We start from the raw sequence: 25111 nt of genomic DNA, 5'->3' as shown, positions 1-25111 counted from the left end.
GTGCCGCGGACGGCTGCGGGTGGAGCTGGTCTGAGTCCGGCCCGCGCCGTCGGGTTCCCCAGCTTATTTCAAAAGCGCCTTCCAAGGCTTGAGGGTCAGCACAGTATGGGCCTGGGCGGCAAGGGCATCCAGGTCCGCGCTGTCGCGCCGGTGCAGGGCCTGTTCCAGCTTGGCCAGCTCGCCGTACAGGCGGTCGGCCTCGGGCAGGTCGAGCACGCCGCGGGCCAGACGCAGCCACACCAGCAGGCGTTGCAGGCGCGGCAGTTGTTCGGCGAGCAGTTCCGGCTGCTGCTGGGCGTGGGCCAGGGGCAGGCCCTCGGCCTCCTCGGCGAGCAGGCGCGGCAGCCACTTGCCCAGGGCCGCGGCGCCCTGGCGGTTGCCGCGCTCGTTGCGGCCTTCCTGCCAGGCGCGGGCCAGCAGCCAGCGCGAGGCTTGCAGGGAGAACAGGCCCCAGCGCGTCTGGCCGAGTTCGGCGCGGAAGGCTTCCGGCGCCTGCTGGCGCGCGGCTTCGTCGGCTTCGCCCTGTTCGATGCGCGGGCGCCAATCGCCGATCAGCGCGTCCAGCGCGGTGCGCAACTCGCGGCTGCTGGCGCGCGGCGCGGCCTGGCCGAGGCTGCCGAGCAGGGCGCGCAGGTCCACCAACTGCTGCAGCCACTCCTGCAGCAGGCGCCAGTGGCCGTTGAAGCGGTACTGCTCGGCCAGGCGCTGGCTGCTGCCCAGCAGCGACCAGGCGATGGCGGCGAAGGCGCCGTCCAGCGGGGTTTCCGCCAGCAGCTTCTGGGTGTCCGGGTGCACCGTGTAGCTGGCCGGGTCGAACAGCCGGTAGCCGCGCTCGGCCTTGCTGATGTCGCAGGGCATCAGCGGCAGGTCGGCGGCCAGCTCGGCGGCCAGTTCCAGCAGCGCGGCGGGTTCGCCCTGGCGCAGTTCCAGCTCCAGCTCGCAGATTTCCTCTTCCTGCTGGTCGGCGACGACCTTGCCCAGGTCGAGGGCGGCTTCGATCGCCACCTTGGTCTTGCCGCGGCCCCAGGCGATCTCGGCGCGCTGGCGAGTGAAGTCGGTGCTGAAGATCGGCTGCAGCTGCTGCTTGTCGAGGTCGGCCAGGGCCGCCGGCCAGCAGGAGTCGTCGAGCTTGCCCAGGTCCAGCTCGGGCTTGTCCAGGTACCAGTCCCACTCGTTGCGCTCGGACAGCCCGGCGACGCTGTGGCCGCGGCTCTTCAGCGTCTGGATGTACTGCTCGCCGTCGCGGCGCAGGCGCAGCGCCACCTTGGCCCGGGCCAGGTCGCGGCCGGGGGTGTCGTAGTACTGGTTGTACAGCTCGCTCTGCTGCCAGCCGGACTTGTTGCGCTTCTTCAGCAGCGGGTGGTCGCGCAGCGCCTCGAGGGTCTGGTGGCTGGCGCGCAGCTTGATTTCGGTTTCTTTCTGCATGGCGGAGTCCGGGAAGGAAAAGGGTAGACGGGCCCGCAGGGCTTGGCGCGGGAGCGTTCGTCGAAGCCCGCTAGTGTACAGGACCGCGTCGCCGCGCCGCTGTTCCACGCGACAGCGGCGGTTCAATTGCACGCCATCCTGGGCCATGATGGGTACAACGCTTCCGGAGACGCCCATGCCCCTGCCGAGCCTGAAAGACCGTTTCGCCCAGTTGCTCGCCCTGCCGTCGGTGAGCTGTACCCAGCCCGCCCTGGACCAGTCCAACCGCCCGGTGGTGGAGCTGCTGGCCACCTGGCTGGGCGACCTGGGCTTCGCCTGCGAATTGCAGGAGATCGCCCCGGGCAAGTTCAACCTGCTGGCGAGCCTGGGCAGCGGCCCCGGCGGCCTGGTGCTGGCCGGGCACACCGACACCGTGCCCTACGACGAGTCGTTGTGGAAAAGCGACCCGCTGCGCCTGGACGAGCGCGACGGGCGCTGGTACGGCCTGGGCAGCTGCGACATGAAGGGCTTCTTCGCCATCGCCATCGAGGCGCTGCTGCCGCTGCTGGACAAGCCCCTGCGCCAGCCATTGCTGATCCTCGCCACCTGCGACGAGGAAAGCTCCATGGCCGGCGCCCGCGCCCTGGCCGAGGCTGGCCGGCCGCTGGGGCGCGCCGCGGTGATCGGCGAGCCCACCGGGCTGCGGCCGATCCGCCTGCACAAGGGGGTGATGATGGAGCGTATCGACATCCTCGGGCAGAGCGGCCATTCCTCCGACCCGAGCCTCGGCCACAGCGCCCTGGAGGCCATGCACGCGGCCATCGGCGAGCTGCTGGCGCTGCGCGCGCAGTGGCAGAAGGAATTCAACAACCCGCAGTTCGGCGTGCCGCAGCCGACGTTGAACCTGGGCTGCATCCACGGCGGCGACAACCCCAACCGCATCTGCGGCCAGTGCGCCCTGGAGTTCGACCTGCGGCCGCTGCCGGGGATGGATCCGCAGGCCCTGCGCCGGGCCATCGACGAGCGCCTGGCGCCCCTGGCCGAGCGCTTCGCGGTGCGTCTGGACTACCAGCCGCTGTTCCCCGCCGTGCCACCCTTCGAGCAGGCCGCGGACAGCGAGCTGGTGCGCCTGGCCGAGCGCCTCAGCGGGCATTCGGCGGAAGCGGTAGCCTTTGGCACCGAAGCACCGTATCTTCAGCAGCTTGGTTGCCAGACCCTGGTCCTGGGCCCCGGCGACATCGCCTGCGCCCACCAGCCGGACGAACATCTGGAACTCGCTCGCATCCCGCCGACCGTGGAACTGCTGCGCGGCTTGATCCAGCATTACTGCCTGTAACCGCCCTGAAGAGGAGAAACCCGTCGATGTGCATGCGACGACGATAACCGCCGCTCCCGCCGCCCTTGCCGGCCATTCGCACTCGACAACCCTTCATCGCCCGCTCACAGGCCACCTGGACAATGCAAGACTACGTCACCTGGTTACGTCACGCTTCTCCCTACATCAACGCCCACCGGGACTGCACCTTCGTGGTCATGCTGCCCGGCGAGGGCGTGGAAGACCCGAACTTCGGCAACATCGTCCACGACCTGGTGCTGCTGCACAGCCTGGGCGTGCGCCTGGTGCTGGTCCACGGCTCGCGCCCGCAGATCGAGGCGCGCCTGGCCCAGCGCGGCCTGGCGCCGCGCTTCCACCGCGACCTGCGGGTGACCGATGCGCCCACCCTGGAATGCGTGATCGACGCCGTGGGCAGTCTGCGCATCGCCATCGAGGCGCGGCTGTCCATGGACATGGCCGCCTCGCCCATGCAGGGCGCGCGCCTGCGCGTGGCCGCGGGCAACCTGGTCACGGCGCGGCCGATCGGCGTGGTCGAGGGCATCGACTACCACCACACCGGCGAGGTGCGGCGCATCGACCGCAAGGGCATCGGCCGCCTGCTCGACGAGCGCTCCATCGTGCTGCTCTCGCCGCTGGGCTACTCGCCCACCGGGGAAATCTTCAACCTCGCCTGCGAGGACGTGGCCATGCGCGCGGCCATCGAGCTGGACGCCGACAAGCTGATCCTGTTCGGCGGCGAGCGCGGCCTGCTCGACGAGGACGGCAAGCTGGTCCGCGAACTGCGCCCGCAACAGGTGCCGGCGCACCTGCAGCGCCTGGGCAACAGCTACCAGGCCGAGCTGCTCGACGCCGCCGCCCAGGCCTGCCGCGCCGGGGTGCGGCGCAGCCACATCGTCAGCTACACCGAGGACGGCGCGCTGCTCAGCGAGCTGTTCACCCGCACCGGCAACGGCACCCTGGTGGCCCAGGAGCAGTTCGAGCAACTGCGCGAGGCGGGCATCGAGGACGTCGGCGGCCTGCTGGAGCTGATCCGCCCGCTGGAAGAGCAGGGCATCCTGGTGCGCCGCTCGCGCGAGGTGCTGGAGCGCGAGATCGAGCAGTTCAGCATCGTCGAGCGCGAGGGCCTGATCATCGCCTGCGCGGCGCTGTACCCCATCGCCGATTCCGACGCCGCCGAGCTGGCGTGCCTGGCGGTCAACCCGGAATACCGCCACGGCGGGCGCGGCGACCAGTTGCTGGAGCGCATCGAGAAGCGCGCCCGGGCGCTGGGCGTGAAGACCCTCTACGTGCTTACCACCCGCACCGCCCACTGGTTCCGCGAGCGCGGCTTCCAGCCCAGCAGCGTCGAACGCCTGCCGGCGGCGCGGGCGTCGCTGTACAACTACCAGCGCAATTCGCAGGTGTTCGAGAAGAGCCTGTAGTTCAACGCCCTCTGCCTTTCGTAGGAGCGGATCTTATCCGCGAATCGCGCCGGGATGTCCGGCTATCGCGGACAAGGTCCGCTCCTACGGGGGAGGAATACCGTGCTTCCCGGCACAACCTGTAGGAGCGGGCCCTGCCCGCGAATCGCGCGCAGGGCGCGCTCCTACAGGGGAATGGTGCGGGTGGGGCGGCGTAGCGGATCTTATCCGCGAATCGCGCGCAGGGCGCGCTCCTACAGGGGAATGGTGCGGGTGGGGCGGCGTAAGCGGATCTTATCCGCGAATCGCGCCGGGATGTCCGGTTATCGCGGACAAGGTCCGCTCCTACGGGGGAGGAATATCGCAACCTGTAGCGGGCCCTGCCCGCGAATCGCGCGCAGGGCGCGCTCCTACAGGGGAATGGTGCGGGTGGGGCGGCGTAGCGGATCTCATCCGCGAATCGCGCCGGGATGTCCGGCTATCGCGGACAAGGTCCGCTCCTACGGGGGGGAATATCGCAACCTGTAGGAGCGGGCCCTGCCCGCGAATCGCGCGCAGGGCGCGCTCCTACAGGGGAATGGTGTGGGTGGGGCGGCGTAGGAGCGGATCTTATCCGCGAATCGCGCCGGGACGTCCGGCTATCGCGGGCAAGGTCCGCTCCTGCGGGGCTTAAACGCCGATCACCCCGAGGATGCTCGCCTGGTAGGCCGCCACGAAGGTGTCGAAATCCCCTTCCGGCTGGCGTTCCAGTTCCTCTTGTTCGGCCAGGGAGATCTTCGCCATGGCCTCGAAGGCTTCCTGCTCGATGGCCGGCAGCGGTCGGGCGAGGGTTTCCGCGTGTTCGCGGCTCTTGCGCAGGGCGAAGGTGGTGAAGCTTTCGCCGCGCTCGCGCATTTCCGCCAGGACCTGCGCGGACGGCGTGCGCTCCGGATCGGCCACCTTCTCGCGCTGCTGCGCCAGGCTCTGCGCATGGGCGTCGCCGCCGGTGGCGCGGTCGAGCAGTTCGGCGATGGGCGCGATGCGTTCCAGCAGTTCGCTGGCCCAGACCTGCAACGGCACGGTCTGCCCGCCACGCTGCAGGTGCAGCCCCGGGCGGCGGCCTTCCTTGACCACCTTGAGGAAGTTGCTGGTGGCCGCGCCGCACTCGCCGTCGGCCAGCAGCGGGCTGTCCTGCAACGCGCAGTAGAGCAGGAAGGCGTCGAGGAAGCGGCCCTCGGCGGCGTCGATGCCCAGCGGCAGGAAGGGGTTGATGTCCAGGCAGCGCGCCTCGACGTACTGCACGCCGCGCGACTCCAGGGCCTGGATCGGCCGCTCGCCTGAGTAGGTCACGCGTTTCGGGCGGATGCTGGAGTAGTACTCGTTCTCGATCTGCAGCACGTTGGTGTTCAGCTGCACCCACTCGCCGTCCTGCTTGGTGCCGATCTTCTGATAGGGCGGGTAGGGCGTGCCCACCGCGCTGCGCAGGCTCTCGACGTAGCTTTCGAGGTCGTTGTAGCAGGGCGTCAGGCCGGCCTGGGCGTTGTTCTGGTAGCCCAGGTCGCTCATGCGCAGGCTGGTGGCCCAGGGCAGGTACAGGGTGTGCTCGTCGAACTGCTGCAACTGGTGCGGGCGGCCGCGCAGGAAACCGGCGTCCAGCGCCGGCGAGGCGCCGAACAGGTACATCAGCAGCCAGCTGTAGCGGCGGAAGTTGCGGATCAGGGCGATGTAGTGCGCCGACTGGAAGTCGCGCAGCGCCATGCCGCCGTCCTCGTGGCGCTGTAGCAGCTGCCACAGCCCCTCGGGCAGCGAGAAGTTGTAGTGGATGCCGGCGATGCACTGCATGGTCTTGCCGTAGCGCAGCGCCAGGCCCTTGCGGTAGACGTACTTGAGGCGGCCGATGTTGGAGCTGCCGTAGCGCGCGATCGGAATGCTCTCTTCGTCGGGCAGCTCGCAGGGCATCGACGGGCTCCACAGCAGCTCGCCGTCCAGGCGCTGGCTGGCGAAGCGGTGGATGCTCTCCAGGGACGCCAGGGTCTGCTCGACGCCGGTGCTGGTGGGGGTGATGAACTCCAGCAGCGCCTCGGAGTAGTCGGTGGTGATCTGCGGGTTGGTCAGGGCCGAGCCCAGGGCCTTGGGGTGCGGGCTCAGGGCCAGGCGGCCATTGCCGTCGACGCGCAGGCACTCGCGCTCGATGCCGTGCAGACACTGGCTGAGCAGGGGCAGGTTGGCAGCGTCGCCGAGCAGCGCCAGGCGGCGGGAGAGTAGGTCGCTCAATTTGATGTCCTTCACGCGGCAGTCGCCCCACTATGGGGGTGGACCGGGCGGTCTACAAGGGGGTGGGCGGCCGGCGTTGTCGCCTGGCGGGCTGCGACTCACCGGAGCCCGCGTGGCGCGCGGGCTGCCGATGGTCAGGATAGAGCAGGAAAGGGGCTCGGGCTTACAGCTGGGCGAAGGTGCCTTGTCCCTTGGCGACCAGCTTGTCGCCCTGGAGCACGTCGGCCTCCACCACCAGCGTGCGGCGCCCGGCGTGCAGGACCTTCGCCACGCAGCGCACCTCGCCTTCGGCGACGGCGCGTATGTAGTTGATCTTGCATTCCAGGGTGACGCTCTGGCGGTCGAAGCCATGGGCGCTGGAGCAGGCCAGGCCCATGGTCACGTCCATCAGCGAGAAGATCGCCCCGCCATGCATCACGTTGCCGCGGTTGCGCAGGTGCTCGGCCATCTTCAGGCTCACTTCGGCCTCGCCATCGCCCAGGCGCACCGGCTCAAGGCCGATGTTCTCGCTGAAGGCGCTGATCATGACGTCGCGGCTGGGCATCTCGCTCATGGGGCTTCCCTACTTCTTCTTCAGTTGCTTGGCATTGGCGAACAGCGCGGCCATGGCGTTGTTCGCCGGGGCCTTCTCCTGCTGCCGCGGGGCGCTGCGCTCGCCACGCTGGCCACCGTTGCCGCGGCCGCCGCCGCGCGGGCCCTCGACCTTCTCGCCGGGGGTGTCGCCCATGCGCATGGACAGGCCGACGCGGTTGCGCGGGATGTCCACTTCCATGACCTTGACCTTGACGATGTCACCGGCCTTGACCACTTCGTACGGGTCCTTGACGAACTTCTCCGACAGCGCCGAGATGTGCACCAGGCCGTCCTGGTGCACGCCGATGTCGACGAAGGCGCCGAAGTTGGTGACGTTGGTCACCACGCCTTCGAGCACCATGCCCGGCTTGAGGTCCTTGAGGCTCTCGACGCCGTCCTGGAACTCGGCGGTCTTGAACTCCGGGCGCGGGTCGCGGCCGGGCTTGTCGAGTTCCTTGAGGATGTCGGTGACGGTGGGCAGGCCGAACTGCTCGTCGGTGAACTTCTTCGGGTCCAGGCGCTTGAGGAAGGCCGAGTCGCCGATCAGCGAGCGGATGTCGCGGCCGGTGTCGGCGGCGATGCGCTGCACCAGCGGGTAGGTCTCCGGGTGCACAGCCGAGGCGTCCAGCGGGTTGTCGCCGTTCATCACGCGGAGGAAGCCGGCGGCCTGCTCGAAGGTCTTCTCGCCCAGGCGGCTGACCTTCTTCAGGTCGTCGCGGGACTTGAACGCGCCGTTGGCGTCGCGGTGCGCGACGATGTTCTGCGCCAGGGTGCTGTTGAGGCCGGAGATGCGCGCCAACAGGGCGGCGGAGGCGGTGTTGACGTCCACGCCCACGGCGTTCACGCAGTCTTCCACCACCGCGTCCAGGCTGCGCGCCAGTTGCAGCTGGGACACGTCATGCTGGTACTGGCCGACGCCGATGGACTTGGGCTCGATCTTCACCAGCTCGGCCAGCGGGTCCTGCAGGCGGCGGGCGATGGAGACGGCGCCGCGCAGCGACACGTCGAGGTCGGGGAATTCCCGGGCGGCCAGTTCGGAGGCCGAGTACACCGAGGCGCCGGCCTCGCTGACCATGATCTTGGTGCACTTGAGCGCCGGGTATTTCCTGATCAGCTCGGCGGCCAGCTTGTCGGTCTCGCGGCTGGCGGTGCCGTTGCCGATGGCGATCAGCTCGACCTGGTGCTTGGCGCACAGCGCGGCGAGCACGGCGATGGTCTGGTCCCACTGGTTCTTCGGCGCGTGGGGGTAGACGGTGGCGGTGTCCAGCAGCTTGCCGGTGGCGTCGACCACGGCGACCTTCACGCCGGTGCGCAGGCCCGGGTCCAGGCCCAGGGTGGCGCGCGGGCCGGCCGGGGCGGCCAGCAGCAGGTCGTGCAGGTTGCGGGCGAAGACGTTGATCGCCTCGGCGTCGGCGCCTTCGCGCAGCTCGCCCAGCAGGTCGGTCTCCAGGTGGGTGTAGAGCTTGACCTTCCAGGTCCAGCGCACCACTTCGCCCAGCCACTTGTCGGCGGCGCGGCCCTGGTTGGAGATGCCGAAGCGCTCGGCGATCATCACTTCGCACGGGTGGCTGGTGCCCGGCAGCTCCTCGCCGACCTTCAGCGCCACGCTCAGCACGCCTTCGTTGCGCCCGCGGAAGATCGCCAGGGCGCGGTGCGAGGGCGCGCCCTTGAAGGGCTCGTCGTGCTCGAAGTAGTCGCTGAACTTGGCGCCTTCGGTTTCCTTGCCCGGCACCAGGCGGGCGGTGAGGGTGGCGTTGTCCTTGAGGAACACGCGCAGGCGGTCGAGCAGGGTGGCGTCCTCGGCGAAGCGCTCCATGAGGATGTACTTGGCGCCTTCGAGCACGGCCTTGATGTCGGCGAAGCCCTTCTCGGCGTCGACGAAGCGCGCGGCTTCGGTCTCCGGGGCCAGGTTCGGGTCGGCGAACAGCGCATCGGCCAGCTCGCCCAGGCCGGCTTCCAGGGCGATCTGGCCCTTGGTGCGGCGCTTCTGCTTGTACGGCAGGTAGAGGTCTTCCAGGCGCGTCTTGGTGTCGGCCAGCTTGATCTCGCGGGCCAGCTCGGGGGTCAGCTTGCCCTGCTCCTCGATGCTGGCGAGGATGCTGGCGCGGCGCTCGTCCAGCTCGCGCAGGTAGCGCAGGCGCTCTTCCAGCAGGCGCAGCTGGGTGTCGTCGAGGCTGCCGGTCACTTCTTTGCGGTAACGGGCGATGAAGGGGACAGTGCTGCCTTCATCGAGCAGGGCCACGGCGGCGGCCACCTGCTGCGGTTGAACACGGCCGGAGGGCAGTGCGGAGAGCTCTTCGGCGATACGGGTGTTGATGCTGTCCATGAATCCACCTGGTGAAACCAACGAGAATACGGGGTGTGGCGCTAGCGCCGGCCGGCTCGCTCGGGCGTCCGGCAGGCGTCTATGACAACGCCCCGCCGCAAAAGCGCCGCATTATACCCAGGCAAAATCGCGCGAGAGGGCGGTCGGTCGGGGAAAAATCTGCTAACAATGGACAATCCGTGGCCAACCGAGGCTGGGCGATAATTGCCGGCCTGACCCGAATCTGGAGTTTCTATGTCGAACCCGTCCACCCTGCCCGAAGGTGAAAAGATCCTCATCGTCGACGACGACGCCCGCCTGCGCCGCCTGCTGGAGCGCTTCCTCGACGAGCAGGGCTACCGCGTGCGCGCCGTGGAGAACACCGAGCAGATGGACCGCCTGCTGGCCCGCGAGCTGTTCCAGCTGGTGGTGCTCGACCTGATGATGCCCGGCGAAGACGGCCTCTCGGCGTGCAAGCGCCTGCGCGAGGCGAACAACCAGATCCCGATCATCATGCTCACCGCCAAGGGCGACGAGTCCAGCCGCATCCAGGGCCTGGAGCTGGGCGCCGACGACTACCTGGCCAAGCCGTTCAACCCGCGCGAGCTGCTGGCGCGGATCAAGGCCGTGCTGCGCCGCCAGGCGCCGCTGGTGCCGGGCGCCCCGGCCGGCGAGGACGAGGTGGTCACCTTCGGCGACTACGAGCTGTACCTGGCCACCCGCGAGCTGAAGAAGAGCGGCGGCGAGGTGCACATGCTCACCACCGGCGAGTTCGCCGTGCTCAAGGCGCTGGTGCAGCACGCCCGCGAGCCGCTGACCCGCGACAAGCTGATGAACCTGGCCCGCGGCCGCGAGTGGGACGCCCTGGAGCGCTCCATCGACGTGCAGATCTCGCGCCTGCGCCGGCTGATCGAACCCGACCCGTCCAAGCCGCGCTACATCCAGACGGTGTGGGGCGTGGGCTACGTGTTCGTGCCGGACGGTAATGCCCGCAAATGATCCTCCTGTAGGCGCGAGCTTGCTCGCGAACCAGCCCCGCTGCGGATTTGGTTCGCGAGCAAGCTCGCTCCTACGCTCCGTGCTCTGTGGTAGTTCATCTTGAAAACCCCGCCTTGGTTCCCGCAAAGCTTCTTCGCCCGCACCCTCTGGCTGGTGCTCATCGTCGTGCTCTTCTCCAAGGCGCTGACGCTGGTCTACCTGCTGATGAACGAGGACATGCTGGTCGACCGCCAGTACAGCCACGGTGCGGCACTGACCGTGCGCGCCTACTGGGCCGCCGACGAGCGCTCGCGCGAGGCCATCGCCAAATCCGCCGGGCTGGCCTGGGTGCCCCACGAGAACGGCCAGCCGGAAGAACAGCACTGGCCCTACAGCGGCATCTTCCAGCGGCAGATGCGCACCGAGCTGGGCCCGGACACCGAGACGCGCCTGCGCATCCACCACCCGTCCATGCTCTGGGTCCACGCGCCCAACCTGGGCGACGGCTGGCTGGGCGTGCCGCTCTACCCGCACCCGCTGCGCGGCCAGCAGATCTGGAGCGTGCTCGGCTGGTTCCTCGGCATCGGCCTGCTGTCCACCGCCGCGGCCTGGATCTTCGTGCGTCTGCTCGGCCAGCCGCTCAAGCGCCTGGTGGTGGCCTCGCGGGAGTTCGGCAAGGGCCGCAGCGTGCGCCTGCCGCTGGGGCAGGACACCCCCAGCGAAATGGCCGAGGTATACCGCGCCTTCAACCAGATGGCCGACGACGTCGAACAGGCCGCGCGCGAGCGCGAGCTGATGCTGGCCGGGGTGTCCCACGACCTGCGCACGCCGCTGACGCGCCTGCGCCTGTCCCTGGAGCTGATGCCTGAAACCGAGCGCGAAATGGTCGAGGACATGGTCCGCGACATCGAGGACATGGACCAGATCCTCGACCAGTTCCTCGCCTTCATCCGCGACGGCCGCGATGAGCCGGTGGAGGCGGGCGACCTCAACGAACTGACCCGCGAGGTGGTGGCGCCCTACAACCAGGGCGAGGAGCACGTGCGCCTGAGCTTGCAGCCGCTGCCGCCGTTCCCGCTGCGCCGGGTATCGATGAAGCGCCTGCTCGGCAACCTGATCGGCAACGCCCTCAACCACGGCGGCGGCAACGTCGAGGTGGCCAGCCACCTGGCCGGCGGCGACGGCGCGCCCTACGTGGTGCTGAGCGTGCTGGACCGCGGCGCCGGCATCGACCCGCAGGAGCTGGACAGCATCTTCAACCCCTTCATCCGCGGCGACAAGGCCCGCGGCGGCAAGGGCACCGGCCTGGGCCTGGCCATCGTCAAGCGCATCGCCGCGCAGCACGGCGGCAGCGTGGAACTGCGCAACCGCGAGGGCGGCGGGGTGGAGGCCAGGGTGTGCCTGCCGCTGGGGTTGATGTTGCCGCGGGGGGCTTCCTGAGCGGCGCAACTGGCCAACTGCGCCGAGATGCTTTTCGTAGGATGGGTTGAGCCTGCGAAACCCATGCGGTCGTGGTGATGGGTATCGCTTCGCTCAACACCATCCTACGGGACGGCCGCTACGCCGCTACGTAGGGCGGATAACGCATCAGCGTTATCCGCCGTTGGGGCTAGCCTGGGACGGCGGTGCACTGGATGGGCTCCGCACCCTCTCCCTAACCCTCTCCCTGAAGGGAGAGGGGACCGTTCGGAGCGCGTGGGTATTCCTGAGTTAGCCGGCAACACCGAAGATTTCCGGTTGAAACCATTCCTCTTCTCGGCACGGACAAGCCCCCTCTCCCTTCAGGGAGAGGGCTGGGGAGAGGGTGGGGCTGTCCAGCAGCGAGAATCTTCCAGGAACACTCCCGCTCTACCACTCCAACCCCTTCACCCCCAACCGCCCCACCTTCCCATAAGGCCAGGCCCTATTCTGCGCCCCATGCCCGCTCGGCAGCCCGTGGTACAGCGGCACCCCCAGCGGCTTCAGGTACTCCACGAAAATCTCTTCCAGGCTATGCGCCACGTTCTTGCGCGGGCAATCGGTGAAGGTGCCCAGCACCACCGCGCCCAGGCTCTGCGCATCGATGCTGTTGAGCAACTGCCAAAGGCTGCGCTCCAGGCGGTAGTAAGGCTCGCCCACATCCTCCAGCACCAGAATGGCGCCAGCCGGGGCGTGCAGCCCGGCTACCGTACCGGCGGTGCTGGCCAGGGCAGTGAGGTTGCCGCCGATCAACTCGCCTTCCACGACCTTCTTCGGACCGCTCAGGTGAGTACAGGGCAGGTGACGGTCCTCGCCAGCCAGCAAGCGGCTGACCGAAGCCAGCGAGGCCAGCCGCTCGCGCTGTTCGCTGGGCGCGCTCAGCGGCTGCAGGCCGAGGGCGCTGGCCACCGGGCCGTGGATCGCCGGCAGGCCGTGGCGGTGGAAGGCGCTGAGCAGGATGGAAATGTCCGAGAAGCCGATCAGCGGCCGCGGCGAGGCCGCCCGCAGCCGCGTCCAGTCCAGCCCGGGCACCAGTTGGGCGCAGCCGTAGCCGCCGCGCAGGCACCAGACGGCGCTCACGTCCGGCAGCTCGAAGGCGCGGTGGAAGTCCTCCAGGCGCTGTTCGGTGCTGCCGGCCAGGTAGCGGTAGCGGGCTTCGGCGTGCTCGCCCAGGTGGTAGTCGATGCCCAGCACCTCCAGCTGGCGCAGGGTGGCCTCGAAGACCTCCTCGGCGATGGAGGAGGCCGGGGCGACCAGGGCGATGCGGCCTTCGAAGGGCGACCAGGTCAGGTCGGAGGGGCGGGGGGATCTGGGCATGGGCTTATTCGTGAGCGGGCGGGAGTTCGATGTGCTTCATGGTGATCCTGCGTAGACATCCCTGTCGGGGCATCGTGCCCGTCGGCACCCCCAGCCCGGCCATCCATGGCCGGTCGTTCGTCGGCGCGACGCATGCGTCGCGTACGTGCCTCCTCACCCCTTGCCCTTAGTCCTGACCATATGCGGCCCGGCATTCTTCTCCAGGTACTCGATGATCACCCCGGCGATGTCCTTGTTGGTGGTGGTCTCGATGCCTTCCAGGCCTGGCGAGGAGTTCACCTCCATCACCAGCGCGCCGTGGTGCGAGCGCAGGATGTCCACGCCGGCCACCTTCAGGCCCATGATCCGCGCCGCGCGGATCGCCGTCATGCGCTCCTCGGGGGTGATCTTGATCAGGCTGGCGCTGCCGCCGCGGTGCAGGTTGGAGCGGAACTCGCCGGGCGCGGCCTGGCGCCGCATCGAGGCGATCACCTTGTCGCCCACCACGAAGCAGCGGATGTCGGCGCCGCCGGCTTCCTTTATGTACTCCTGCACCATGATGTTGTGCTTCAGCCCCATGAAGGCCTCCAGCACCGATTCGGCGGCCTTCTGCGTCTCGGCCAGGACCACGCCGACGCCCTGGGTGCCTTCCAGCAGCTTGATCACCAGGGGCGCGCCGCCGACCATCTGGATCAGGTCCGGCACGTCGTCCGGGGAGTGGGCGAAGCCGGTGATCGGCAGGCCGATGCCCTTGCGCGAGAGCAGCTGCAGCGAGCGCAGCTTGTCGCGGGAGCGGGCGATGGCCACCGACTCGTTGAGCGGGAACACGCCCATCATCTCGAACTGGCGCAGCACCGCGCAGCCGTAGAAGGTGACCGAGGCGCCGATGCGCGGGATCACCGCGTCGAAGCCTTCCAGCGGCTGGCCGCGATAGTGGATCTGCGGCTTGTGGCTGGCGATGTTCATGTAGGCACGCAGGGTGTCTATCACCACCATTTCATGCCCGCGTTGTTGCCCGGCCTCCACCAGCCGACGGGTGGAATACAGGCGCGGGTTGCGCGACAGCACGGCGATTTTCATTGGGCACCTGAAAGGGCGGGGGTAACCATGATGAGGGGTTTGTCCTGGACGTAGGTCAGCGCCGGGTTGACCACCAACTGGCCCTGGACCAGGGCCTTGGAACCGAGCAGCACGCGGTAGCGCATGGTCTTGCGGCAGGCCAGGGTGAATTCCACCGCCCAGGCGCGGTCGCCCAGGGCCAGGGTGGTGCGGATCACGTAGCGCGTCTGGGCCTGGCCGTTGGAACTGCGGATGGTCTTCATCGTCACCAGCGGCGCCTCGCAGCGGTGGCGGCGCTGCACCTGGGTGCCCAGGTGGGCGGTGAAGCGCACCCAGTCGCGGCCGTCACGCTGGAAGGTGGCGATGTCGCTGGCGTGCAGGCTGGAGGTGCTGGCGCCGGTGTCGATCTTCGCGCGCAGGCCGACGATGCCCAGGTCGGGAAGGGCGATCCATTCGCGCAGGCCGATCACTGACAGGTGGTCGAATGTCTTCAAAAGGAGCCATCCCAGGGTTTTGCGGCATTCTAGCAGGGCCATCGGCGCCCGCCAGGGGCCTGCCGGGAACGCCGGGCCGAGGGTAGACTGGCCAGGTTGCAGAAGTGTGGATGAGGCCGTGAGCGAGAAAGACGACGACAGGGTACGCCTGGACAAGTGGCTGTGGGCTGCGCGTTTCTACAAGACCCGAGGCCTGGCCAAGGCGGCCATCGAGGGCGGCAAGGTGCATTGCCGGGGCGAGCGCTGCAAGCCGAGCAAGGAGCCGAAGGTCGGCGAGGAATACGTGCTGCGCACCGGGTTCGACGAGCGCACCGTGGTGGTCAAGGCGCTGTCGGGCGTGCGCCGCGGCGCGCCGGAGGCGCAGCTGCTCTACGAGGAAACCGCCGAGAGCGTGAAGCGCCGCGAGGACGCGGCAGCCATGCGCAAGGCCGGCGCCCTGGGCGTGCAGACCGACGGCCGGCCGAGCAAGAAGCAGCGCCGCCAACTGCTGCACTTCCTCGACGACCAGGAATAGCGAAACCTCCGCCGTGGCGTAATGCTGTTCACTCAAGCGATAGGTGGTGGTTCAGCGAAGGTGCGCCAGCCTGGCTTCGCTCCCTCACCCCAGCCCTCTCCCAAAGGGAGAGGGGGCTGTTCGGAGCGTGCGGGGAGTTCGGAGTCATCCCGGAACGCCTGCCTCCTCTCGTCATTCCCGAGAACGCGAACCCTGGGTTCGCGAGCAAGCGCGCTCCTACGAAAAGCCAAAGCGCATTCGCTCTGGCTTTTGCTCTTGAGACTTCCAGAGAAACATCCGCGCACTCCGAAACGCCCCTTCAGCAGGCCGAGCGAAACCGGCGCTCAGGAGGTCATGCGACATGGATGTCGCGAGAGCCCCGATGGGCTACAGGGACGTACCCTCGGGGCGGGCCTCCGTGGCGGGGGAGTTCGCGAGGGTAGCCCGGCTCCATCGGGCCCGTATGTCGGGGCAAGCCTTTTTGGTTCCTTTTGTGGCGTTTGACAAAAGGGACTCGCCCGAGGGGGCGAAACAAGACGGTCGGGCAGACTCGGTGCGGCGCAGAAACACCCAAGCCAAGGCAACTGGGTTATTCCCCTTCGGCCCCGCACAAGTATTGTTCGCGGCAATGACGAGGTTAAGGCCGGAGTGGGGCAAGCTTCGCGAGCCAAGCCATAACCCCAAAATGAAAAATACCGTTTCCCCCAGGCAGAGAAACGGCATCCTTTCTTAAGTGAACAGCATTACCGCCGTGGCGGGGGTTCCGGAATGCGCCTCAGGCGGCGATCACGCTCAGGCGGTTGAGCAGCGGCACCTTCGCCAGCAGGGCGAACAGCGGCTCGGTCAGGCGCACCAGGCCGGCGCTGGCCCAGGCGGCGAACGGGGTGAAGCAGCTCCAGGCCAGGGCCAGCAGGGCCATCTGCACGCCGCCTATATAGTCGTCCTGGCCCCAGTGGGCGCCGGCCACCAGACGCGGCAGCATGAACAGCAGGGCCAGGGCCCAGACCACCAGCCACTGCACGGCATTGCGGGCGAACAGGCTGAGGAACAGCGCCCACACCAGCAGCACCGAGGCGTGGTCGCCGGGGAAGCTGCGCGCCGACTCGTCCTTCACTTCGAAGAGGGTGTCCTGCCAGCTGCGGAAGAAGTCTTCCAGGCGCACGGCGTCCGGGGCGATGGCCGAGATGCTGGCGTGCTGCCAGCCCAGGTGGTGGGCGATCTTGGCATAGAGGGTGCGGACGATCATCAGCACCACCATGGTCACCACCAGGCCGAAGGTCGCGGCGCGCACCTGGCCGGCCTTGAAGATCCAGTCGCCGCGGATCAGCAGCAGGAGCAGGATGACCCCGACCAGAATGTCGAACGGCCGGGTGCTGGCCACCGCCCAGACGTTGCGCCAGGCCTCGTTGGTCGCCAGCGGCGCGTTAAGGGCGTGGAACAGGCTGAAGTCGAAGAAGTCGATGGCGGCGCGGCTCGGCGTCCACAGCCAGAGCAGCAGCAGGGCCAGGGCCAGCAGGTGGCAGGCGATGAACGGGCGCCACGACCAGGTGGCTTGGAACGGCGAAGCTTTCTCCATAGAATCGATTCCCCCTTACTGAACCGGGCGGCTGTCGCAAAGCGCGCTTTATAGGCCTTTGCCATCAGCTTGTCATGTATTTGTGCCTCAGCCAGCGTTGTGCCCAGCATGTCCCAGATCGATCAAAGTCAGCGTTTCCTCTTCGACAACACCGACGTTCGCGGTGAAATGGTGGCGCTCGAACGCAGTTTCGCCGAAGTGCTGGCCAAGCACCCCTACCCGCAGCCGGTGGCCCAGTTGCTCGGCGAGATGCTCGCCGCCGCGGCGCTGCTGTGCGGCACCCTGAAGTTCGACGGCCTGCTGGTGCTGCAGGCGCGCTCCAGCGGCGCCGTGCCGCTGCTCATGGTGGAATGCTCCAGCGACCGCGAAGTGCGCGGCTTGGCCCGCTACGACGCCGAGGCCATCCGCGACAGCGCCGGCCTGCTCGACCTGATGCCCGACGGCGTGCTGACCATGACCGTGGACCCGAAGAACGGCCAGCGCTACCAGGGCATAGTGCCGCTGGAGGGCGCCTGCCTGGCGGACTGCCTGTCGTCCTACTTCGCCACCTCCGAGCAGTTGCCCACCCGCTTCTGGCTGGGCGCCGACGGCCGCCATGCCCGCGGCCTGCTGCTGCAGCAACTGCCCGCCGACCGCCTGAAGGACGCCGAGGACCGCGAGGCCAGCTGGCAGCACCTGACCACCCTGGCCGACACCCTCAACGTCGAGGAATTGCTGGGCCTGGACAACGAGACCCTGCTGCACCGCCTGTACCACGAGGAAGCGGTGCGCCTGTTCGAGCCGCAGCCGCTGGTGTTCCGCTGCAGCTGCTCGCGGGAGCGCTCGGCCAACGCCCTGGTCAGCCTCGGCAAGGAAGACGCCGAGCGCCTGCTGGGCGAGCTGGGCGGCGAGATCACCGTCGACTGCCAGTTCTGCAACCAGCGCTACGCCTTCGACGGCAGCGACATCGCCCAACTGTTCGCCGGCGGCGGCAGCGCGGCGCCGTCACAAACCCGCCATTGATCGGCGCTATCGGGGCGATAGCCGAACCATTGACGCCCTCGCCGGATCAGAGGCTGCACGAGAACCGTTCTTTTCTGGCATAATCCCGCGACTTTTTTCCGCTGTAGTGGGAATTAGAAGTCACTACGCAATGTTTGGAGGACTCGGCTCCGGCCGATGGGGACCCACATGACGCAAGCCAACAAAGCCGTGTACACCGATATCAGCGTTGCCCAACTGGTCGAGGAAGCCATTCGCCGCGGCGAAGGTCGCCTGGCCGACAACGGCTCGCTGGTGGTGGAAACCGGCCACCGCACCGGCCGCTCGCCTGCCGACCGCTTCATCGTCGAAGAGCCCGGCAGCAAGGACTCCATCGCCTGGGGCGCGATCAACCGCCCGTTCCCGGCCGACAAGTTCGACGCCCTCTGGGAGCGCGTCCAGGCCTTCAACGACGCCCAGGACCACTTCGTTTCCCACGTGCATGTAGGTTCGGCCGCCGATCACTACCTGCCGGTCAAGATGACCACCGCCACCGCCTGGCAGAACCTGTTCGGCCGTCAGCTGTTCATCAACCCGGAAACCTACAACCCGGCCGGCCGCGACGAGTGGCAGGTGCTCAACGTGGCCAACTTCGAGTGCGTGCCCGAGCGCGACGGCACCAATTCCGACGGCTGCGTCATCCTCAACTTCGCCCAGAAGAAAGTGCTGATCGCCGGCATGCGCTACGCCGGTGAAATGAAGAAGGCCATGTTCTCGGTGCAGAACTACCTGCTGCCGGAGAAGGACGTGCTGCCGATGCACTGCGCCGCCAACATCGGCGAAGCGGGCGACGTGACCCTGTTCTTCGGCCTGTCCGGCACTGGCAAGACCACCCTGTCGGCCGACGAAAGCCGTTACCTGATCGGTGACGACGAGCACGGCTGGGGCGAAGGCGTCGTCTTCAACATCGAAGGCGGCTGCTACGCCAAGTGCATCGACCTGTCCGAGAAGAACGAGCCGGTCATCTGGAAGGCCATCAAGTTCGGCGCCGTGCTGGAGAACGTGGTTCTCGACGACGCGCGCGTCCCGGACTACGCCGACGACCGCCTGACCCAGAACTCCCGCGCGGCCTACCCGCTGGAGCACGTCGAGAAGCGTTCGGAAGCCAACCTGGGCGGCGAGCCCAACGCGGTGATCTTCCTGACCTGCGACCTGACCGGCGTACTGCCGCCGGTGTCGATTCTGAACAACGAGCAGGCGGCCTACCACTTCCTCTCCGGCTACACCGCGCTGGTCGGTTCCACCGAAATGGGTTCGGGCGGCGGCATCAAGTCGACCTTCTCCACCTGCTTCGGCGCGCCCTTCTTCCCGCGCCCGGCCGGCGTCTATGCCGAGCTGCTGATCAAGCGCATCAAGGCCTTCGGCTCCAAGGTGTACCTGGTCAACACCGGCTGGACCGGCGGTGGCTACGGCGTCGGCAAGCGCTTCAACATCCCGACCACCCGTGGCGTGATCGCTGCCATCCAGAGCGGCGCGCTGGTCGGCGCCGAGACCGAGCACCTGGACATCATCAACCTGGACGTGCCCAAGGCCGTCCCGGGCGTCGAGACCAACCTGCTCAACCCGCGCAACACCTGGGCTGACAAGGCCGCCTACGACGAAGCCGCCAAGGGCCTGGCCAGCAAGTTCATCGAGAACTTCAAGAAGTTCGAAGTGAGCGAAGCCATCAAGAACGCCGGCCCGCAGCTGTAAGCGCGCCCGTTCGCCGAAAGAGCCGCCTCCGGGCGGCTTTTTCATTGGCCGACCCCTGTGGGAGCTTGTCCGCGATAGCCGGGCGTATTGGCGGGCTTCGCGGATAAGATCCGCTCCTACGAGGGAGGAATGCCGTGCTCCCCGGCAACCTGTAGGAGCGGGCCCTGCCCGCGATTCGCGCGCAGGGCGCGCTCCTACAGGGGAATGGCGTGGGTGGGGCAGCGTAGGAGCGGATCTTATCCGCGATCGCGGACAAGGTCCGCGCCTACGGGGCTACCTTAGGAGCGTACTTTCCGATGAACCGGAATCGGCTCGTTCGCGAGCAAGCCCGCTCCTACAATGGCTGCCCCTAGCATGGCGTTTCCACCCATGACCGGTAAGGGAGATACCCGCATGCACGACACCCTCGAACGCGTCTTCGGCTTCCGCCAGTTCCGCCCCGGCCAGGAGGCGGCGGTCAGCGCCGTGCTGGCCGGGCGCTCGGCGGCGGCGATCTTCCCCACCGGCTCGGGCAAGTCGCTGTGCTACCAGCTTCCGGCGCTGCTGCTGCCGCACCTGACCCTGGTGGTGTCGCCGCTGATCGCGCTGATGCAGGACCAGCTGGCCTTCCTCGCCCGCCACGGCATCGCCGCCGCCAGCATCGACTCGGCGCAGAGCCGCGAGCAGGTGGCGCAGACCATGGCCCGCGCCCGCAGCGGCGAGCTGAAGGTGCTGATGATTTCCGTGGAGCGCCTGAAGAACGAACGCTTCCGCAACTTCATCGGCGAAGTGCCGATCTCCCTGCTGGTGGTCGACGAGGCCCACTGCATCTCCGAGTGGGGCCACAACTTCCGCCCCGACTACCTGAAGCTGCCGGCCTACCAGAAACAGTTCCGCATCCCCCAGGTGCTGCTGCTGACCGCCACCGCGACGCCGGCGGTGATCGCCGACATGCGCGCCAAGTTCGCCATCGCCGAGGCCGACGTGGTCACCACCGGCTTCTACCGCGCCAACCTGAACCTGCAGGTGGAGCCGGTGGCCAGCGCCGCCAAGCGCGCCCGCCTGGTGGAGTGGCTGGGCGCGCGGCCCGGGCAGCCGAGCATCGTCTACGTGACCCAGCAGAAGACCGCCGAGGACATCGCCGCGCACCTTTCCGAGCGCGGCATCCCGGCCCGCGCCTACCACGCCGGCATGGACCACGCCGAGCGCGAGGCCATCCAGCAGCGCTTCATGGCCGGCGCGCTGAACTGCATTGTCGCGACCATCGCCTTCGGCATGGGCATCGACAAGAGCGACATCCGCAACGTGGTGCACTTCGACCTGCCCAAGTCGGTGGAGAACTACAGCCAGGAGATCGGCCGCGCCGGGCGCGACGGCCAGCCCTCGGACTGCCTGGTGCTGGCCAACCGCGACAGCCTCAGCGTGCTGGAGAACTTCGTCTACGGCGACACCCCCGAGCGCGAGGGCATCCGCAGCGTGCTGGCGGAAATCGCCGCGGCGCCCAACGGCCAGTGGGAGCTGATGCTGACCGCGCTGTCGGACCAGTCGAACATCCGCCAACTGCCGCTCAAGACGTTGCTGGTGCAGCTGGAGCTGCGCGGCATCATCGCCCCGCGCTTCGCCTACTTCGCCGAATACCGCTTCAAGAACCTCGTCGAGCCCGCGGCGCTGCTGGGCCACTTCGAGGGCGAGCGGCGGCAGTTCGTCGAGGCCATCCTCGACACCTCGGCGCGGGCGCGCACCTGGTCGACGCTGGATTTCGACACCCTCTACCAGCGCCACGGCGCCGAGCGCGCGCGGGTGGTCAAGGCCCTGGACTACTTCCAGGAGCGCGGCTGGATCGAGCTGGAAAGCAAGCAGATGACCGAGGTCTACGCGGTGCGCGAGGCGGGGTTCGACATGGATGCGCTCAGCGACGAGCTGTACGCCTACTTCAAGCGCCACGAGGCCAGCGAGATCGCGCGCATCGGCGCCATGCTGGAACTGTTCGCCAGCGACCAGTGCCTGAGCCGGCGCCTGGCCCGCTACTTCGGCGACGCGCGGGCGCCGGAGCACTGCGGGCACTGCTCGGTCTGCGCCGGCCGCGTCGCCCACCTGCCGGAGCCGCCGGCCCTGCCGCCGCTGGACGGGCAGACGCTGCAGAGCCGCTGCGCCGCCTTCCTCGACAAGTACCAGGGCGCCCGCGGCATGCCGCCCAGCGCCGACTACGTGACGCGCTTCCTCTGCGGCATCAGCGTGCCGGCCTTCACCCGCCTGCGGGCGCGCACGCTGCCGGGCTACGCGGCGCTGGAGGACTACCCCTACGCCCAGGTGCGCGCCTGGGTGATGGCGCAGCTGGCGCAAGGGTAACGCCGCGGCGGCTCCACCCATCCTAGGGTGGGGCGCCGGCCGGCGGCGGCCCTTGTAGGGTACGGGGGAGGAAATTCCTCCTAGACTCAGCAAGGCGTTGCCCGCCACCGGCCGAGGAGCCCCCATGTCTGTCGAGCACCTGGATGTCCTGATCGTCGGCGCCGGCCTGTCCGGTATCGGCGCCGCCTACCACCTGATGAAGCACTGCCCGGGCAAGACCTTCGCCCTGCTCGAGGGCCGCGAGGCCATGGGCGGCACCTGGGACCTGTTCCGCTACCCGGGCATCCGTTCCGACTCGGACATGTACACCCTGGGCTACAACTTCAAGCCCTGGACCGACGCCAAGGCCATCGCCGACGGCCCCTCGATCCGCCACTACATCGAGGAGACCGCGCAGGAAAACGGCATCGACCGCAAGATCCGCTACCGCCACCGCGTGCTCAAGGCCGACTGGAACAGCGACAGCGCGCGCTGGCTGCTGACCGTGCAGCGCGGCGACGAGCCGGAACCTGTGCGCATGAGCGCGCAGTTCCTGCTGATGTGCACCGGCTACTACCGCTACGAGGCCGGCTACACCCCGGAATTCAAGGGCCGCGACAGTTTCCGCGGGCAGATCATCCACCCGCAGCTGTGGCCGGAAGGCTTCGACTACGCCGACAAGCGCGTGGTGGTCATCGGCAGCGGCGCCACCGCCGTGACCCTGGTGCCCTCGCTGACCGACAAGGCGCGCCACGTCACCATGCTGCAGCGCTCGCCGTCCTACGTGATCAGCCTGCCGCAGAAGGACCCGATCTCCAACTTCCTGCGCCGCTTCCTCCCCGAGACCTGGGTGTACCGCCAGGCGCGGGCGCGCAACGTGACCATGCAGATGGTCTTCTTCCTGTTCGCCAAGACCTTCCCCAGCCTGGCGCGCAAGGCCCTGCTGGGGCTGGCCAGGCACCAACTGGGCAAGGACTTCGACATGCGCCACTTCAGCCCGCGCTACAAGCCGTGGGACGAGCGCGTGTGCTGCGTGCCCGACGGCGACCTGTTCAAGGCGCTGCGCAAGGGCAAGGCCTCGGTGGTCACCGAACACATCGACGGCTTCTGCGACAAGGGCATCCGCCTGAAGTCCGGGCAGGTGCTGGAGGCCGACGTCATCGTCACCGCCACCGGCCTGGACCTGGTGATGTTCGGCGGCGCGGAGCTGGCGGTGGACGGCAAGCCGTTCCAGGTCAACCAGAGCATGGGCTACCGCGGCATCATGCTGCGCGATTTGCCCAACCTGGCCGCGGTGGTCGGCTACACCAACGCCAGCTGGACGCTCAAGGCGGACCTCTCCAGCGAATACTTCTGCCGCCTGATCAACCACATGGACGCCATCGGCATGCGCCAGTGCACGCCGCGCGCCGGCGCCGGGCAGGTGAAGGAGGAACCCTTCCTCAACCTCAACTCCGGCTACATCCAGCGCGCCGCCGACAGGATGCCCAAGCAGGGCGACCGCACGCCCTGGAAGCTCTACCAGAACTACGCCCTGGACCTGGCGCTGCTGCGCCACGGCAAGGTGGAGGACGGCTACCTGACCTTCACCTCGCCGCGCGCCCGGCAGGGCGACGAGGCCTCGTTGCAGGCGGTGTAGCGATTCGATGATTCCTATCGGGAAAACCGCGGCAAGCCTGCGCCCGGGCGGTTTACCATGGCGGGCATTTTTCGCCGTCAACGAAAGGAGTCCCCATGCATATCGACGAAGCCATCCGCAGCCGCCGCGCGGTCAAGGGCTACGACCCGGCCTTCAGCCTCAGCCGCGAGGAGAAGGACGAGCTGCTGCAGCTGGCCATGCTCGCGCCCTCGGCCTTCAACCTGCAGCACGTGCGCCTGGTCGAGGTCAGCGACGCGCAACTGCGCGCGCACATCCGCGAAGTGGCCTGGGGCCAGCCGCAGGTGACCGACGCCTCGATGCTGGTGGTGGTCTGCGCCCAGCTCGACAGCTGGGAAAAGAACGCCCGCCGCGTCTGGGAAGGCGCGCCCCAGGAGGTGCAGGAGTACATGGCCGGCGCCATCGACGCCTACTACCGCGGCAAGCCCCAGGTGCAGCGCGACGAGACCATGCGCAGCTGCGGCCTGATGGCCCAGACGCTGATGCTCGCCGCCCGCGGCAAGGGCCTGGATTCCTGCCCCATGGACGGCTTCGATTTCGACGCCGTGGCCAAGCTGATCAACCTGCCGGAGAACCACGTGATCGGCCTGATGGTCGCCGTCGGCAAGCAGGCCGTGGCGCCCAAGCCGCGGGTGGGCAAGCTGGCGCTGGACGAGGTGGTGATTCGCGATCGGTTCTGAGGTTTGCCGATGGCCAATGAACGCGCCCTCGGGCGCGTTCTGCTTTTCGTGGGGGCGAGGGGGACGCCTCGCGGACGGTACGGTTCCAGGAGGCACCCGTAGGATGGGTTGAGCGAAGCGATACCCATCACCGTGACCGCATGGGTTTCGCAAGCTCAACCCATCCTACGAAAAGCATCTCGGCGCAGGCCCTACGGCCTCGGCGCCGCCTCCAGCATCCGCCCCAGCAGCCACTGCAACGCCACGTCGCGCTCGCGCTGGGCCAGGTACACCAGCTCCAGGTGGAACTGGCCGACGTCGAAGGGCAGCTCCAGCACCTGCAGCGGCAGCAGTTTGGCGAAGTATTCGGCCAGGCGCGTCGGCAGCACCGTCAGCAGGTCGGTGCCGGCCACCAGTTGCGCGGCCTGCAGGTAGTTGGGGGTGACGTAGGCGATCTGCCGCTTCAGGCCCTGGCTGGCCAGCCACTGGTCGACCATGCCCTTGGTCTGCCCGCCGGATACCCACAGGTGGCGCTCGTTCAGGAAGCCGTCGAGGTCCAGCGGGCCGTTCACCCGCGGATGCCCGCGGCGCGCCAGCAGGCGCAGCGTCTCGCTGGCCCAGGGGCGGCGGGCGAAGCGCGCCGGGATGTCCTCGAAGCGGCCCAGCACCAGGTCCAGGTGGCCCTTGTCCAGCGCCTCCACCGGCAGGCTCGGGGCCAGGTGGCGCACGTCCAGGGCCACGCCCGGCGCCTCCGTGCCCAGGCGCTGCAGCAGCGCCGGCATGCACAGCAGCTCGGCGTAGTCGGTCAGCGTCAGGGTGAAGCGCTGGCGGCTGCGCGCCGGGTCGAAGCGCTCGGTGCCGCTGAGGCTGTGGAGGATGCGCTGCAGCGACTCGCGGATCGGCGCCTCCAGCTCCAGGGCCCGCGGCGTGGGCTGCATGCTGCGGCCGATGCGCACCAGCAAGGGGTCGTCGAGCAACTCGCGCAGGCGGCCCAGGGCGTTGCTCACCGCCGGCTGGCTCAGGGCCAGGCGCTCGGCGGCGCGGGAAACGCTGCGCTCGCGCAACAAGGCGTCGAAGACACGCAGCAGGTTCAGGTCGAAGGTATTTATATTCATTAGCTAAATACTGCGCATCACAAGACTAAATTTCAA

General features: G+C 68.3%; 19 protein-coding genes. 10 read left to right on the top strand and 9 right to left on the bottom strand.

The window, feature by feature from the left end; translation table 11 throughout:
* Window positions 1-63 precede the first annotated feature (63 nt).
* Window positions 64-1425, bottom strand: coding sequence for an inorganic triphosphatase (locus tag IG194_RS11910; RefSeq protein WP_058487794.1), 1362 nt, complete (start codon window positions 1423-1425; stop codon window positions 64-66).
* 175 nt (window positions 1426-1600) lie between these two features.
* Between IG194_RS11910 and argE the strand changes: the two genes are divergently transcribed.
* Both argE and argA read left to right on the top strand, forming a co-directional pair.
* Entirely contained in the window at window positions 1601-2740 is a 1140-nt protein-coding gene (gene argE, locus IG194_RS11905) for an acetylornithine deacetylase (RefSeq protein ID WP_058487793.1), read from the top strand.
* 122 nt (window positions 2741-2862) lie between these two features.
* Window positions 2863-4161, top strand: coding sequence for an amino-acid N-acetyltransferase (argA, locus tag IG194_RS11900; protein WP_009614950.1), 1299 nt, complete (start codon window positions 2863-2865; stop codon window positions 4159-4161).
* 648 nt (window positions 4162-4809) lie between these two features.
* Here the strand turns inward: argA and gshA are convergent.
* The 3 genes from gshA to IG194_RS11885 all read right to left on the bottom strand — a co-directional run bounded on the left by gshA (window position 4810) and on the right by IG194_RS11885 (window position 9292).
* Window positions 4810-6393 (bottom strand): glutamate--cysteine ligase, encoded by a 1584-nt coding sequence (gene gshA, locus IG194_RS11895; RefSeq protein ID WP_058487792.1) that lies wholly within the window; start codon window positions 6391-6393, stop codon window positions 4810-4812.
* A 163-nt stretch (window positions 6394-6556) separates the two neighbouring features.
* On the bottom strand, window positions 6557-6946 hold the full coding sequence (locus tag IG194_RS11890) for a PaaI family thioesterase (protein WP_009614954.1): 390 nt from the start codon (window positions 6944-6946) through the stop codon (window positions 6557-6559).
* Between the two features lie 9 nt (window positions 6947-6955).
* Window positions 6956-9292 (bottom strand): Tex family protein, encoded by a 2337-nt coding sequence (locus IG194_RS11885; protein WP_043314703.1) that lies wholly within the window; start codon window positions 9290-9292, stop codon window positions 6956-6958.
* Between the two features lie 234 nt (window positions 9293-9526).
* On the opposite strand from IG194_RS11885, the gene ompR reads away from it, so the two are divergent.
* A complete protein-coding gene (gene ompR / locus IG194_RS11880) occupies window positions 9527-10270 on the top strand; it encodes a two-component system response regulator OmpR (RefSeq protein WP_009614957.1) in 744 nt (247 codons plus the stop codon).
* A 99-nt stretch (window positions 10271-10369) separates the two neighbouring features.
* Entirely contained in the window at window positions 10370-11689 is a 1320-nt protein-coding gene (locus IG194_RS11875) for an ATP-binding protein (protein ID WP_009614958.1), read from the top strand.
* Between the two features lie 408 nt (window positions 11690-12097).
* On the opposite strand, the gene IG194_RS11870 is transcribed toward IG194_RS11875, so the two are convergent.
* The 3 genes from IG194_RS11870 to IG194_RS11860 form a co-directional block, all read right to left on the bottom strand.
* Entirely contained in the window at window positions 12098-13024 is a 927-nt protein-coding gene (locus IG194_RS11870) for a S66 peptidase family protein (RefSeq protein ID WP_058487791.1), read from the bottom strand.
* A gap of 153 nt (window positions 13025-13177) precedes the next feature.
* The gene (gene rimK / locus IG194_RS11865; RefSeq protein WP_009614960.1) at window positions 13178-14083 is read right to left on the bottom strand and encodes a 30S ribosomal protein S6--L-glutamate ligase; all 906 of its coding nucleotides are present in this window, start codon (window positions 14081-14083) and stop codon (window positions 13178-13180) included.
* Window positions 14080-14556: an ATP-dependent zinc protease gene (locus IG194_RS11860; protein ID WP_024128818.1), complete on the bottom strand. Its 477-nt coding sequence runs from the start codon at window positions 14554-14556 to the stop codon at window positions 14080-14082. The genes rimK and IG194_RS11860 overlap by 4 nt, the downstream gene beginning before the upstream one ends.
* A 118-nt stretch (window positions 14557-14674) precedes the next feature.
* On the opposite strand from IG194_RS11860, the gene hslR reads away from it, so the two are divergent.
* On the top strand, window positions 14675-15070 hold the full coding sequence (gene hslR / locus IG194_RS11855; RefSeq protein ID WP_009614968.1) for a ribosome-associated heat shock protein Hsp15: 396 nt from the start codon (window positions 14675-14677) through the stop codon (window positions 15068-15070).
* A gap of 754 nt (window positions 15071-15824) precedes the next feature.
* Here the strand turns inward: hslR and IG194_RS11850 are convergent.
* The gene (locus IG194_RS11850) at window positions 15825-16625 is read right to left on the bottom strand and encodes a phosphatase PAP2 family protein (protein WP_058487789.1); all 801 of its coding nucleotides are present in this window, start codon (window positions 16623-16625) and stop codon (window positions 15825-15827) included.
* A 108-nt stretch (window positions 16626-16733) separates the two neighbouring features.
* On the opposite strand from IG194_RS11850, the gene hslO reads away from it, so the two are divergent.
* The 5 genes from hslO to IG194_RS11825 all read left to right on the top strand — a co-directional run bounded on the left by hslO (window position 16734) and on the right by IG194_RS11825 (window position 23981).
* On the top strand, window positions 16734-17627 hold the full coding sequence (gene hslO, locus IG194_RS11845) for an Hsp33 family molecular chaperone HslO (protein ID WP_009614970.1): 894 nt from the start codon (window positions 16734-16736) through the stop codon (window positions 17625-17627).
* A gap of 168 nt (window positions 17628-17795) precedes the next feature.
* Entirely contained in the window at window positions 17796-19337 is a 1542-nt protein-coding gene (locus IG194_RS11840; protein ID WP_009614971.1) for a phosphoenolpyruvate carboxykinase, read from the top strand.
* A 393-nt stretch (window positions 19338-19730) separates the two neighbouring features.
* On the top strand, window positions 19731-21665 hold the full coding sequence (locus tag IG194_RS11835) for an ATP-dependent DNA helicase RecQ (RefSeq protein ID WP_058487788.1): 1935 nt from the start codon (window positions 19731-19733) through the stop codon (window positions 21663-21665).
* 124 nt (window positions 21666-21789) lie between these two features.
* Window positions 21790-23283 carry a flavin-containing monooxygenase gene (locus IG194_RS11830; protein WP_058487787.1) on the top strand — a complete coding sequence of 498 codons (1494 nt, stop codon included), beginning with the start codon at window positions 21790-21792 and terminating at the stop codon, window positions 23281-23283.
* Window positions 23284-23378: 95 nt separating this feature from the next.
* Window positions 23379-23981 carry a nitroreductase family protein gene (locus IG194_RS11825; RefSeq protein ID WP_058487786.1) on the top strand — a complete coding sequence of 201 codons (603 nt, stop codon included), beginning with the start codon at window positions 23379-23381 and terminating at the stop codon, window positions 23979-23981.
* Between the two features lie 191 nt (window positions 23982-24172).
* On the opposite strand, the gene IG194_RS11820 is transcribed toward IG194_RS11825, so the two are convergent.
* Window positions 24173-25075 carry a LysR family transcriptional regulator gene (locus IG194_RS11820; RefSeq protein WP_058487785.1) on the bottom strand — a complete coding sequence of 301 codons (903 nt, stop codon included), beginning with the start codon at window positions 25073-25075 and terminating at the stop codon, window positions 24173-24175.
* Window positions 25076-25111 lie beyond the last annotated feature (36 nt).

The sequence above is a fragment of the Pseudomonas sp. ADPe genome (genome assembly GCF_014843515.1).
Lineage (GTDB): Bacteria > Pseudomonadota > Gammaproteobacteria > Pseudomonadales > Pseudomonadaceae > Pseudomonas > Pseudomonas citronellolis.
Note: the sequence above shows the minus strand (reverse complement) of the source record. Positions and strands in the feature narration are given on the sequence as shown.

Coding starts and splice junctions, on each gene's coding strand:
- IG194_RS11910 (WP_058487794.1), bottom strand. CDS start 1,425: ATGCAGAAAGAAACCGAAATCAAGCTGCGCGCCAGCCACCAGACCCTC.
- argE (WP_058487793.1), top strand. CDS start 1,601: ATGCCCCTGCCGAGCCTGAAAGACCGTTTCGCCCAGTTGCTCGCCCTG.
- argA (WP_009614950.1), top strand. CDS start 2,863: ATGCAAGACTACGTCACCTGGTTACGTCACGCTTCTCCCTACATCAAC.
- IG194_RS11890 (WP_009614954.1), bottom strand. CDS start 6,946: ATGAGCGAGATGCCCAGCCGCGACGTCATGATCAGCGCCTTCAGCGAG.
- IG194_RS11885 (WP_043314703.1), bottom strand. CDS start 9,292: ATGGACAGCATCAACACCCGTATCGCCGAAGAGCTCTCCGCACTGCCC.
- ompR (WP_009614957.1), top strand. CDS start 9,527: ATGTCGAACCCGTCCACCCTGCCCGAAGGTGAAAAGATCCTCATCGTC.
- IG194_RS11870 (WP_058487791.1), bottom strand. CDS start 13,024: ATGCCCAGATCCCCCCGCCCCTCCGACCTGACCTGGTCGCCCTTCGAA.
- rimK (WP_009614960.1), bottom strand. CDS start 14,083: ATGAAAATCGCCGTGCTGTCGCGCAACCCGCGCCTGTATTCCACCCGT.
- IG194_RS11850 (WP_058487789.1), bottom strand. CDS start 16,625: ATGGAGAAAGCTTCGCCGTTCCAAGCCACCTGGTCGTGGCGCCCGTTC.
- hslO (WP_009614970.1), top strand. CDS start 16,734: ATGTCCCAGATCGATCAAAGTCAGCGTTTCCTCTTCGACAACACCGAC.
- IG194_RS11840 (WP_009614971.1), top strand. CDS start 17,796: ATGACGCAAGCCAACAAAGCCGTGTACACCGATATCAGCGTTGCCCAA.
- IG194_RS11835 (WP_058487788.1), top strand. CDS start 19,731: ATGCACGACACCCTCGAACGCGTCTTCGGCTTCCGCCAGTTCCGCCCC.
- IG194_RS11830 (WP_058487787.1), top strand. CDS start 21,790: ATGTCTGTCGAGCACCTGGATGTCCTGATCGTCGGCGCCGGCCTGTCC.
- IG194_RS11825 (WP_058487786.1), top strand. CDS start 23,379: ATGCATATCGACGAAGCCATCCGCAGCCGCCGCGCGGTCAAGGGCTAC.
- IG194_RS11820 (WP_058487785.1), bottom strand. CDS start 25,075: ATGAATATAAATACCTTCGACCTGAACCTGCTGCGTGTCTTCGACGCC.